Raw genomic sequence first — 11,289 nt, 5'->3', positions numbered from 1 at the left:
GGAAGAAGGGGGAAAGCCCCCTTCTTTATTAATTAGCGTGGTTTTCCACCAGTTTTTTTGCTGTTTCTCTTGCTATTTTGTCTATTCTTATAACATCTTCAATCGTTTCTGGCGGCTGAAGATTCAGTATTTCCATGGTTTTTTCTACTATTTCAGGTATTGAAAGGAACGGAATTTCTCTTTTTAAAAATGAATCAACTGCAATTTCGTCTGCTGCATTTAATATTATTGGATAGGGATATCCTTTTTCTATGCTTTTATAAGCAAGGTTAAGGCATTTAAACGTTTCTGTGTCCGGTTTTTCAAATGTAAGATTTATCTGGGTGTAATCCATTGAAAGCTCTTCATTAAGATTTAATCTTTCAGGGTAGGATAAGGCGTATGCAATAGGAATTCTCATATCAGGTTTTCCCATTTGAGCTATGAAAGAATTATCTTTGAATCTTACCATGGAGTGAACAATACTTTGTGGATGGATCACTACTTTTATTTTTTTAACAGGTATATCAAAGAGCCACATCGCTTCTATAACTTCAAGCCCTTTGTTCATAAGAGTTGCGGAATCTATAGTAACTTTACTTCCCATATTCCAGTTTGGATGGTTTAATGCATTTTCGGGGGTGATGTTTTGCAGGTCTTCTTTCTTTTTTCCTCTAAAAGGACCTCCTGAGGCTGTAAGAATTATCTCTTTAACTTCCTCTTTTTTTCCTGCAAGAAGGGCTTGAAATACTGCAGAGTGTTCACTATCAACAGGAATTATCTCTTTTGCTACCTTTTTAATGAACATTCCGGCACACACAAGGGATTCTTTATTTGCAAGAGCAACTCTTTTGGCTTTTTTTGCCGCTTCATACGTTGGAACTATTCCTGCTGCTCCTGAAATTGCAGCTACTACTATATCAAATTCTATTTCTTTTATAAGCTGAAGGATTCCTTCTTCCTGGTAGTAGGTTTTTACCACCGGTTTAAAAGAGGTATCAAGAGTGGCTACCGCTTCAGGTTTGAACTCATCTATCTGTTCTTTAAGTTTTCTACTGTTTTTTCCTGCAACAAGTCCTGTAACTTTGAATTTTTCGGGAAATTGTCTGATAATGTTTAAAGTGCTTTCTCCGATAGAGCCGGTTGACCCCAGTATCAGAACTTTTTTCATTTTGACTCCGCTATATTCTGGCTATAAGTTCTGCGAGAGATTCAATTTTTTCCTGCTTTCCGGTTTCAAGGCATTTAAATGAGTAAAATCCGTTTTCAACTTCTTCATCACCTATAATAATTACATATCTCATGTTTAATCTGTTAGCTGTTTTAAACTGGGATTTAAAGCTTCCCTGTCTGTGGTCTATCTCTGTGTATATTCCTTTTTCTCTTAAGATTTCGGCTATCTTAAGTCCTTCAGTATAAGCTTTCTCACCGAATGTGGCTATGAAAACCCCGCTTCTATTTTTCTCATTGTTTTTCAACAAAAGCATTACTCTTTCTATTCCCATTGCAAATCCAAGAGCTGGTGTTTTAGGTCCGCCAAGTTCCTTTATAAGATTGTCGTATCTCCCACCTGCTAAAACAGTGCTTTGGGCGCCAAGCTCCTTTGACTTAAATTCAAACACCGTTTTTGTGTAATAATCAAGCCCGCGAACCATAAAAGGATTGACGGAGAAGTTTACATTTAAGGATTCTAAAATTTCCCTTACTTTTTCAAAATGAGTTTTACACTCATTACATAAATAATCGGTGATAAAAGGAGCGTTTTCAGCAACTTTTTTGCAATTTTCGTTTTTACAGTCAAGAACCCTTAAAGGGTTTCTTTCAAGTCTGTTTTTACAGTCTTCACAGAGGGATTCTCTTTTTGATGATAGATATTCAATCAGTTTCTTTTTGTAATCGGGACGGCACTTTTCACAGCCGATACTGTTTATCTCAAGTGTGTATTTGATGTTTAGTTTTTTAAGGATTGTTTCTGCCATTTTTATAAGTTCGGCGTCTATTCCGGGGTTAGCTATGCCGAAAATTTCGCATCCGGCCTGATAAAACTGCCTGTTTCTGCCTGCCTGAGGCCTTTCATATCTGAACATAGGACCTATGTAAAACCACTTTGTAAAAGGTTCTTTAGCGTGAACTCCGTGTTGTATATAGGCTCTTACAGCAGAAGCTGTTCCTTCGGGCCTTAAAGCTATTTTTCGTCCGCCTCTATCTTCAAAAATATACATCTCTTTTTGAACAATATCTGTTGTTTCACCGACACTTCTGGTAAAAAGTGTTACATCTTCAAAAGTTGGCAGTATCACTTTTTTAAACCCGTAAAGTCTAACAACACTCTTGAATGTTTCAACTATCTTTTCAAATTTTTCACTCTCTGGAGGTATTATGTCTTCAACACCCCTGATAGTTCTAATCTCCATAGCTTTCAATTACCTCCACATCTTCTGTAAAACAGAATCTATCTCCTGCATCTCCGAGTCCTGGAAGTATGTAGCCTTTACTGTTAAGTTCTCTGTCAATAGATGCTGTAACTATTTTTATCTTTTTAAAGTGGGACAGTTTTTCAATTCCTTCAGGTGCTGAAATCAGGGAAACAAAAATCACATTTTCAGGTTTTATGCCCGTATCTATAAGTTTTTTAACTGTAAGTGTTGCTGTTCCACCTGTTGCAAGCATCGGGTCAAGAATAATATAAAAACCATCTTTTACAACCGGGATTTTCAAATAGTAAAGTTCAGGTTTTAAAGTTTCCTCATTTCGTTTTATTCCTATGAAACCGACTCTTCCCTTCTCATACATATCTATTGCGGCGGGAAGCATTGAAAGTCCTGCTCTTAAGATAGGAAGAAACACAATATCTCTATTAAAAGTTAAAGTTTCAACTTTGTTTTCTACTGGTGTATCTATTTTTTTCTTTTCATACGGAAGTAATGAAAGGGCTTCTGATATTAAAACTTGAGATAGCTTAAAAGATGCTTTCCTGAATTCCTCTACACATCTTTTCTTATCCCTTAGCTTTGCAAGGAGCAACTGGCAAAAATTGTTTTTTATTTCATAAACTATCATTTAAGCAGCTCTCCGAGCATGGCGGTGTAGAAGCTGTTCTGGTAATCTCCTTTCAATATTTCGTATATCTCTTTTGCTTTTCCAATCTTTTTGTCTGTCAGGTAGACAATTGCCGTGTAGTAAAGGCCTGCAGGATGAGTCCAGTCTTTGTCTCTTGATAAAGAGGTGAATTTTCCTATGGCTGCATCTGTTTTATTTTCTTCAAAAAGAACCACTCCCGTATCAAGTTTCCCCGCAGGGCTTATTGTAAAGCTTTCACTTTTTCCGGCTTTTTCAAGGAAAAAAAGATTTTTTGTCAGTTTTCCGTAAAGGAAAGTTCCCGCTTTTCCAGAAGGTGTATCTGGATATTTTTCAGCTACTTCTTTAAAGTATTTTTCAGCTTCTTTTTCTTTTCCGTTTTCTATAGCAAACATTCCCCTGTCAAAAATCGTGGCGGCTTTAATTTCAAGGTTTTCTTTGTATAGCTTATAGCCAAAGATTCCTCCGCCTATGGTGGCTATTAAAAGAATACCAACAACTATTTTTTGCAGATGCTTTTCTAAAAAACCGATAATTTTGTAGAAATCGCTAACCATCATCTCCGCTTCAGGAGTATCTATCGCTTCTGGAATGTGTACCGGCGGCTCCTCTTTCTTTTTTTCCTTTTTTCTATACGCTTTATAAGGCGGCTTTTTCACCCAGACTCCTCCTCACTATTTCAAGAGAGTTTTTAAAAGCTTCTCCCACTTCCTCTTCCGTTAATCCTGCTCCTATTCCCACAACTTTTGCAAATTCAACAGGTAAAAGGTCACCTGGAGAGTGGGCATCTGTGTTTATAACAAATTTAACACCGGCTTTTCTACCCTCTCTTACAACATAGCCGTTGGTTATATTATGCCCTTTTCTTGCTGTAATCTCAATAAAGATGCCTGCTTTTGCAGCTTTTTCAAGAGTTTCAGGTTCTATAAGTCCAGGATGGGCAAGGATGTCAACTCCACCTTCAATTGCTGCAATGTTTGTTCCTTTCGCTACTGGTTCTACAACCGTTTCTCCGTGAACAACTATGAGTCTTGCTCCCTCTTCCCTACATCTTTCTATCAGATAGGGAATTTTTCTTGGTGGAACATGGGTTATTTCAACTCCGGGAATAACTATAACGTTTGTGTTTCTTGTGAGGAGGTCTGCTGTTTTTAAAAGGTTTTCAATGATAAACTGATAGTTTGAAAAATCCGCGTGGTCTGTAATGCCGATAGCTTTATATCCTAAAGATTCTGCCCTTCTTACCAGTTCACTTGGTATAAGTTCTCCGTCGCTGAAAACTGTATGGGTGTGAAGGTCTATCATTTTAAGCTCCATTTAAATCAACTCTTCTACGACGATATTTGTATTTGTGTAAATACAAATTCCTCCTGCTATTTTCAAAGCTTCTTCAACAATTTCTCTTGCAGATAGGCTGGTGTTTTTGTAAAGTGCAGTTGCAGCAGCCTGTGCAAATGCACCTCCCGAACCTATTGCCATTACAGGAATATCCGGTTCTATAACATCTCCGTTTCCTGAAATAAGGAGTATTTTTGTTTTATCTGCAACAAGTAGCATCGCTTCAAGTCTTCTTAAAACCCTGTCAGTTCTCCAGTCTTTTGCAAGTTCCACAGCTGATTTTAAGAGATTTCCACCAAAAGATTGCAGTTTTGACTCAAACCTTTCAAGAAGAGAGAATGCATCGGCAACAGAACCGGCAAATCCAACAAGGACACTCCCGTTGTATATTTTTCTTACTTTCCTTGCTCCATTCTTAAATATGGTGTTTCCGAGAGTTACCTGACCATCACCTGCCATGGCAACTTTACCATCTTTAAGTACGGCACATATTGTTGTTGCATGAAAAGTTTGATTCATACAGTTTCTCCTTCCATTTTTCTTCTTATAGAACTTCCTGTAAACTGTCCTGCGACAGCTGTTGCAATCAAAGCAGGTGCAAACTTAATGCTTATTCCCATTAAAATCCTGCATAGAACTATAAACGGTATCGGTAGATGGATATAGAGGAACCATTTTTTTGAGAATTTTTCCGTTTTGTGCCTCAACCATCCGAAGGGTATATTAATTATGAGTGTTATGACTATTACTATCAGTAATTTTTCCCACATAGCTTCTGCCTCCTTCACAGCTTTTTACTGAAAAAGTAAGCTGTAATTTTTAAAATGTCAATTGAAAATAATTATCAATCTCTCCAGAAAGATGGCATAAATATGGCAAAAAGGGCAAAAATCTCAAGTCTTCCAAGCAGCATCTCTATTGAAAGTAAGAATTTCTGCCAGTCTGCGAAGAAATGGTAATTTCCAGCCGGTCCTGTTTTAAGAAGTCCCGGTCCTGAACAGCTTGCACATGCTATGGAAGATGAAAATGCAGTTACAAGGTCTGTGCCGGTGAGACATAAAAGGATTCCAACTATTACAACTATAAAGGTGTATGCGGCACCAAAAGCCCATATTGCGTTTAATGCTGAAAAATCAAGGGTTTTCCCTTCAAGCTTTATCCTGTAAACAAGTTTTGGATGTGCGGTTTTCTTCATCTCTCCGTAGATAGATTTTCCAAGAGCCACAAGGCGGAACTGCTTCAAACCACCGGCGGTAGAACCTGATACACCACCAAGAAACTCAAGGATTATGAGTATTGCAAGGACAAAAGAAGGCCAGTAAGTATAATCTGTTGAAGAAAATCCTGTAGTTGATGCAGAGTTTATAACTTGAAAGATACTGTATCTTAAAGCTTGAAATGGATTGTAAACTCCATCAACAGTTAATATAAATGTGCAAAGGAATATTGCAATTCCAAGAATTATAAAGTAAAGCCTGTTTTCTTCGGACTTAAAAAACACTTTCCAGTTTCTGCTTTTATACATGTGGTACCAGTTGAGAAAGTTAACAGAACCGAAAATCATGAAAAGTGCCACTACCATCTCTATAAAAACGTTGTTATACGAACCTATACTGTTGTTTTTCACAGAGAACCCACCTGTGGCAATTGTGCAGAATGCATGATTGACAGCATCAAAAAGGGGCATTCCGCCTACAACAAGAAGCAGAATTTCAGCTAAAATAAGGCCGTTGTATATAATAAAGATTATCCTGGCGACCTCTTTGACCTTCGGTTTAAATTTCTCTTCCACCGCTTTTGATGCTTCAAACTTCATCATCTGCATTCCGCCTGTTCCAAGAGCAGGAAGAAGGGCGATGGCAAAGACAACAAATCCAAGACCCCCGACCCAGTTTGTGGTTGAACGCCATAAGAGCAGACTTTTAGGTAGCCCTTCAACGTTTGTAAGAATTGAAGCTCCTGTTGTTGTAAATCCAGAAACTGATTCAAAGTAAGCTTCTATAAAATCCGGAATTGCGCCGTTAATCCAGTATGCGAACGCTGAAATTGCAGGGAATATAAGCCATATAAGGCATATAGATAAAATAGCTTCTTTTAAAGTAAGGTCATCTTTAACCTCTATTTGATACGCTATAAGGTAGAGAGATGCTACAAGGAGAAATGGATATATAAAGTCCATCACCTGCCCATCTTTTGTGAAAAAGGAGTAAGTGGCGGGGATTAAAAGAGAGATGGACATGAAAAAGAGAATAGAGACAACCACTTTAAAAACGAGAACTATATCTATGCTTCTCACCTTCATATCTATTTCTCCCTTATACAGATGAGAATATCACCTTCCTGGACGGTATCATCACCGCCAACAACATGGATGCTTGTACCTCTTTTTAACGCAAGAACAAGAGGACATTCTTTACATTTAATCTCTCTTATTTTTTTGCCGTCCCACTCTTTAGGGACCTCTATTTCCACGATTTCAAGGTTATCCCTTAATTCAAACACATCAAGGAGACTTTTACTGCTTAAAGTGGTATAAACCCTGCTTGCAAGAAGTTTTCTGGGTACAATGGGAGTGTCTATTCCGATAGATTCAATTATGTTTTCATACTCTGTATGGGCTATCAAAGCGGCAGCTCTTTTGGCTCCTAATTTCTTTGCAAGAATACAGGATAGAACATTGTCCTCTTCATCTTCTGTAATTGCAACAACAAGTCCGGCTTTGTCTATACCTTCCGATTTAAGAAGGTCAACATCTGTTACCTCTCCGTGAAGAACATCTATTTCCGGGAACTCTCCAGCTATCTCTTCACATTTTTGTAGATCCTTTTCTACAAGTTTTATTTTAAGCCCCTCAAGGTCAACGATTCTTCTTAAAAGCTCATTTGTGAACTTTGAATACCCGAGAATAAAGAGAAGTTTAACAGGTTCAGCGTTTCTTAGAAGGTGCTCCTGAAACATTTTTACATCTTCCTCTTTTATGACGAAGAAGATAACATCTCCGGGGTAAACAATCGTATCTCCTTTTGGCACCATTACTTCTCCGTCTCTTTCAAGAGCAGCAATGGTAAAAGGGATAAGCTGTCTTAACGCCTGAAGTTCTTTTATCTGTTTACCTGCAAAAATATCTTCAGAAGATACTTTATAGCTAAGGAGAATAAGCTTTCCCTTTTCAAACCTTACAACAGACATTGCAAATGGGAAACGTATCGTGTCTATGATTTTTGTTATAACCTCTGTTAGAATATTTACAGGTTCAACTCCTAAAAGCTCTTTGATAGGTGGAGCGGCGAAAGCGTTTTTACTAACTCTTATGATAATTTTCTCTTTTTTGAAGAACGCTTTCAGTATGGCGGCAATTGCAATATTCCTTTCATCACTGTCTGTAACAACTATGAAAAGTTCAAAATCTTTAACCTTGTCAAGGCATTTTACCTCTGTAGCATCACAGTCAATCCCCATAATATCAAGAGTAGAGGTAAGGTCTTCTATTTTAGGGCTGTTGTAATCTATTACAGCTACTTCATATCCCGAATGGGTTAGTTTCCTCGCAAGGGAACTTCCTACAACGCCGGCTCCTATAATACAAACTTTTTTCATCTGCCACCTCAAATCTTATATAATTAGCCCTATTATGCCAGAAAATAAAAGTATAGGAAAATCATTCATTATTGTATCACTATCAATCTTTTCAAGCAGGATATTTGGTCTGCTTAGAGATGTTGTTATAGCGTCAACTTTTGGTGCAGGTATTCTAACAGATATATTTTTCGTTGCTTTTAGAGTTCCAAACATGTTAAGAAGAATTTTTGCAGAAGGTGCTTTCAGTTCTGTTTTTACTCCAGCTTTTGCAAGAAAACTGAAAGGAAGTGAGGAAGATGCCAGACTTTTCGCAGGAAAGTTTTTCTCTGTTCTTTTAGTTTCCCTCATCATTACTGTTCTTTTTGGTGAGATTTTTGCCCCTTTGATTATTAAAATCATAGCTCCCGGTTTTAAAGGTGATGCTAAAGTTCTTGCTGTTTCACTTACAAGGGAGATGTTTCCCTATATTTTACTTGTTAGCCTTGTTGCTTTTTTCGGAGGAATTCTTAACGGTTATGAGCACTTTTTTGCTCCGGCTTTTTCTACAGTGCTTTTTAATATTTCTCTTATAGTTTGTGCTGTTTCTCTCAAAAGTGTTATCTCTGTTCACGCTCTTGCTCTGGGTGTTGTTTTAGGCGGAGTTTTGCAACTGCTTCTTCAGGTAGTTTTTCTTAAAAAAGTTGCTTTTGTTCCAAAGCCGATTTTTGAAATAGATGATGAGGTGAAAAAAGCTCTTAGAAATATAATACCTGGACTTTTTGGCTTTGGAGTTCGTCAGCTTTCAATGCTTGCTGATACTGTTATAGCTTCTTTCCTTTATGCAGGAGCTATTTCTTATCTTTACTATGCAAACCGTTTTGTTCAGCTACCGCTTGGGATTTTTGCCATAGGTATCTCTCAGGTTCTTCTTCCCCGCCTTGCTAAAAACTTTGACAGTGAGAAAGGTTTTAAAGAAAATCTTGTTATGGGTTTAATCCTTTGCTCTATGATAATAATTCCTTCAATGTATGGTCTTATATTTTTTGGAAAACCTTTAATTGATGTCGTTTTCCACCATGGAGAGTTTACATGGAAAGATTTAAACGGAACATACTATGTTCTCTGCGGATACGGTGTGGGACTTCTCTTTTACTCTTTTGAGAAGATAGTTGTTAACGCTTTTTATTCTCTTGATGATTATAAATATCCTGTGAAAGTTGGAGCTATAACACTTGTTTTCAATGTTGTTGCAAATATTATTTTTTGTTTTGTTTTTGGACTTGGAGCTGCAGGGCTTGCATTTGGCACTTCGCTAACGTCTCTTTTAAATGTTGTGTTCCTTGTGAGAGAACTTGAAAAGAGAGTTTCTTTTAAAAGCGCATGGATAAAGGATACTTTCAGGTATTTTCTTCTTTCTGTTCCTGTAATTCCTGTTGCTTTTTTAGGTAGTATAGCCTATTTTCACGTTTCAATGACTGTTTTAAAAGTGGCTGTTATTGTTTTAACTGTAGTTTTCGCCGCTCTTTTTTACTTTGCCACTCTTTACACAGCAAAAGATAGAATTCTTCTTAAGTTAATCGGCAGGAGGGTATAGTGCATCCGATTCTTTTTAAAATAGGTCCTTTTACTGTTTATACTTTTGGGGTTATGGTTGCAATAGGAATTATCTGTGCCTATTTCATCCTTATAAAGCTTGGAGAAAGGGAAGGAATAGATAAAAATGCCCTTTCAGACCTTATGATATGGACAATTGTTTCAGGTTTTATAGGTGCAAGGGTTTTCTTCTTTTTCTATAATCCACAGTATTTCAAGAGTTTCTGGAAGATTTTTTACTTCTGGGAAGGGGGACTCGTCTGGTATGGAGGGTTTCTGTTCGGGTTTGCTACGGCCCTTTTTCTTGCTAAAAGGTGGAACATCCCGATATGGAAAACGGCGGATATAGCGGTTATTGCAGGAGAAGTTGGTCTTGCTTTTGGAAGAATAGGCTGCACCATGGCTGGATGTTGCTACGGGAAGGAATGTCATTCCCGTTTTGCTATAGTTTTTAAAGACCCTCATTCTGCGGCTCCTTTAAATGTTCCTCTCTATCCTACAGAACCGGTTTCTGCTGTTGCAAATTTTTTAATAGCTGGAATTCTTTATCTTCTTTACAAAAGACGTAAAGCTCCTGGAGAGATTTTTGGATTTTATTTTATCTTTTACGGGATTTTCCGTTTTCTTATAGAATTCTGGAGAGCAACACCTAAAGAGTTTTTCGGGATGCTTAGTAATAATCAGATTTTGAGTGTCTTTATGGTTCTTTTCGGGATAGCTATTGTTATTTATAGAAGAAGAGTTTATAAAAAGGTATAATTCCAGTTTAAACGGCGATAGAAGGAGGTTATAGATGGCTCAACGTTATGCCTATTTTGAAGGGAAATTTGTTCCTATAGATGAAGCAAACATAAATATTCAGACAAACTCTTTTCATTATGGCACGGCTATTTTTGAAGGTATAAGAGCTTACTGGAATGAAGAGAAAAATCAGCTTTTTGGTCTTTTCTTTAAAAAGCATTATGAAAGGATGGTTGCAAACTGCAAAATTTTAAATATGAAGCTGGATAAAACGGTTGATGAGTTAACAGAGATTACGGTTGAGCTTTTAAGGAGATGTGAGCATAAAGAGAACGTTTACATAAGACCTATCGCTTACTTCCCTAATCTTCAAATATCTCCGAAACTCATCGGTTACGATACAGAGCTTGCAATATATACAGTTCCACTTGGAGATTACCTTGATACTAAAAAGGGACTTAAAGTTATTACATCTTCTTTCCGCAGAATTAACGACTCAATGATACCTGCAAGGTGTAAAGTTGCAGGAGCTTATGTAAACAGTGCTTTTGCAAAGACAGAAGCGATATTAGCTGGGGCAGATGAAGCTATAATGCTTAACACAGATGGAACTGTTGCTGAAGGAAGTGCAGAAAACCTTTTCATTATAAGAAATGGTGTTGCTATAACAACACCATCTTACAGTAATATTCTTGAAGGTATAACAAGAAACGCCGTTATAGAGCTTTTAAAGGAAGAGCTTGGAGTTGAGGTTGTTGAAAGGCCTATTTTAAGAAGTGAGCTTTACATTGCTGATGAAGCCTTCTTTACAGGAACGGGAGCGCAGGTTGCACCTATTGCAGAGATAGATGGAAGGGTTATAGGAACGGGAGAGATAGGAAAAATTACTTCAAAACTTCAAGAGCTTTATTTTGATATAGTTAAAGGTAACGTTGATAAGTATTCCCATTGGTTGATTCCTATATATTAATTGTCTGCTATATTAATTGTCTGCCGGCTGCT

At 37.3% G+C, this 11,289-nt stretch carries 12 protein-coding genes; 3 read left to right on the top strand and 9 right to left on the bottom strand.

Translation table 11 applies throughout. From position 1 onward, the window contains the following. Nucleotides 1-28: 28 nt before the first annotated feature. From dxr to trkA, 9 genes are all read right to left on the bottom strand, one after another. Nucleotides 29-1,150 (bottom strand): 1-deoxy-D-xylulose-5-phosphate reductoisomerase, encoded by a 1,122-nt coding sequence (gene dxr, locus CHB58_RS02240; protein WP_089322480.1) that lies wholly within the window; start codon nt 1,148-1,150, stop codon nt 29-31. Nucleotides 1,151-1,160: 10 nt separating this feature from the next. After that, entirely contained in the window at nt 1,161-2,393 is a 1,233-nt protein-coding gene (gene hisS, locus CHB58_RS02235; RefSeq protein WP_089322553.1) for a histidine--tRNA ligase, read from the bottom strand. Next, nucleotides 2,383-3,039: a uracil phosphoribosyltransferase gene (gene upp / locus CHB58_RS02230; RefSeq protein WP_089322479.1), complete on the bottom strand. Its 657-nt coding sequence runs from the start codon at nt 3,037-3,039 to the stop codon at nt 2,383-2,385. The genes hisS and upp overlap by 11 nt, the downstream gene beginning before the upstream one ends. Beyond that, nucleotides 3,036-3,716 (bottom strand): tetratricopeptide repeat protein, encoded by a 681-nt coding sequence (locus tag CHB58_RS02225; protein ID WP_089322478.1) that lies wholly within the window; start codon nt 3,714-3,716, stop codon nt 3,036-3,038. Before CHB58_RS02225 ends, upp begins: the two co-directional genes overlap by 4 nt. Then, nucleotides 3,697-4,362 carry a histidinol phosphate phosphatase domain-containing protein gene (locus CHB58_RS02220; RefSeq protein ID WP_089322552.1) on the bottom strand — a complete coding sequence of 222 codons (666 nt, stop codon included), beginning with the start codon at nt 4,360-4,362 and terminating at the stop codon, nt 3,697-3,699. The genes CHB58_RS02225 and CHB58_RS02220 overlap by 20 nt, the downstream gene beginning before the upstream one ends. Before the next feature lie 12 nt (nt 4,363-4,374). After that, on the bottom strand, nt 4,375-4,914 hold the full coding sequence (gene hslV / locus CHB58_RS02215) for an ATP-dependent protease subunit HslV (protein WP_089322477.1): 540 nt from the start codon (nt 4,912-4,914) through the stop codon (nt 4,375-4,377). After that, nucleotides 4,911-5,165 (bottom strand): hypothetical protein, encoded by a 255-nt coding sequence (locus CHB58_RS02210; RefSeq protein ID WP_089322476.1) that lies wholly within the window; start codon nt 5,163-5,165, stop codon nt 4,911-4,913. The genes hslV and CHB58_RS02210 overlap by 4 nt, the downstream gene beginning before the upstream one ends. A gap of 74 nt (nt 5,166-5,239) precedes the next feature. Next, nucleotides 5,240-6,697, bottom strand: a complete 1,458-nt coding sequence (locus tag CHB58_RS02205) for a TrkH family potassium uptake protein (protein ID WP_245807313.1) — start codon at nt 6,695-6,697, stop codon at nt 5,240-5,242. A gap of 2 nt (nt 6,698-6,699) precedes the next feature. Continuing rightward, a complete protein-coding gene (gene trkA, locus CHB58_RS02200) occupies nt 6,700-7,992 on the bottom strand; it encodes a Trk system potassium transporter TrkA (RefSeq protein WP_089322475.1) in 1,293 nt (430 codons plus the stop codon). Nucleotides 7,993-8,026: 34 nt separating this feature from the next. Between trkA and murJ the strand changes: the two genes are divergently transcribed. From murJ to CHB58_RS02185, 3 genes are read left to right on the top strand one after another with little or no spacing between them, the layout of a single operon-like run. Beyond that, on the top strand, nt 8,027-9,547 hold the full coding sequence (gene murJ / locus CHB58_RS02195; protein WP_089322474.1) for a murein biosynthesis integral membrane protein MurJ: 1,521 nt from the start codon (nt 8,027-8,029) through the stop codon (nt 9,545-9,547). After that, complete coding sequence (gene lgt / locus CHB58_RS02190; protein WP_089322473.1) at nt 9,547-10,305, top strand: prolipoprotein diacylglyceryl transferase; 759 nt, start codon at nt 9,547-9,549, stop codon at nt 10,303-10,305. Before murJ ends, lgt begins: the two co-directional genes overlap by 1 nt. Before the next feature lie 34 nt (nt 10,306-10,339). Beyond that, nucleotides 10,340-11,257: a branched-chain amino acid transaminase gene (locus CHB58_RS02185; RefSeq protein ID WP_089322472.1), complete on the top strand. Its 918-nt coding sequence runs from the start codon at nt 10,340-10,342 to the stop codon at nt 11,255-11,257. Nucleotides 11,258-11,289 lie beyond the last annotated feature (32 nt).

It is taken from the genome of Desulfurobacterium atlanticum (assembly GCF_900188395.1).
Classification (GTDB): domain Bacteria; phylum Aquificota; class Aquificia; order Desulfurobacteriales; family Desulfurobacteriaceae; genus Desulfurobacterium_A; species Desulfurobacterium_A atlanticum.
Note: the sequence above shows the minus strand (reverse complement) of the source record. Positions and strands in the feature narration are given on the sequence as shown.

Bases quoted from the DNA above. Each gene is read 5' to 3' on its own strand.
- dxr (WP_089322480.1), bottom strand. From the start codon at position 1,150: ATGAAAAAAGTTCTGATACTGGGGTCAACCGGCTCTATCGGAGAAAGC.
- hisS (WP_089322553.1), bottom strand. From the start codon at position 2,393: ATGGAGATTAGAACTATCAGGGGTGTTGAAGACATAATACCTCCAGAG.
- CHB58_RS02205 (WP_245807313.1), bottom strand. From the start codon at position 6,697: ATGAAGGTGAGAAGCATAGATATAGTTCTCGTTTTTAAAGTGGTTGTC.
- CHB58_RS02210 (WP_089322476.1), bottom strand. From the start codon at position 5,165: ATGTGGGAAAAATTACTGATAGTAATAGTCATAACACTCATAATTAAT.
- murJ (WP_089322474.1), top strand. From the start codon at position 8,027: ATGCCAGAAAATAAAAGTATAGGAAAATCATTCATTATTGTATCACTA.
- CHB58_RS02220 (WP_089322552.1), bottom strand. From the start codon at position 4,362: ATGATAGACCTTCACACCCATACAGTTTTCAGCGACGGAGAACTTATA.
- hslV (WP_089322477.1), bottom strand. From the start codon at position 4,914: ATGAATCAAACTTTTCATGCAACAACAATATGTGCCGTACTTAAAGAT.
- trkA (WP_089322475.1), bottom strand. From the start codon at position 7,992: ATGAAAAAAGTTTGTATTATAGGAGCCGGCGTTGTAGGAAGTTCCCTT.
- CHB58_RS02185 (WP_089322472.1), top strand. From the start codon at position 10,340: ATGGCTCAACGTTATGCCTATTTTGAAGGGAAATTTGTTCCTATAGAT.
- upp (WP_089322479.1), bottom strand. From the start codon at position 3,039: ATGATAGTTTATGAAATAAAAAACAATTTTTGCCAGTTGCTCCTTGCA.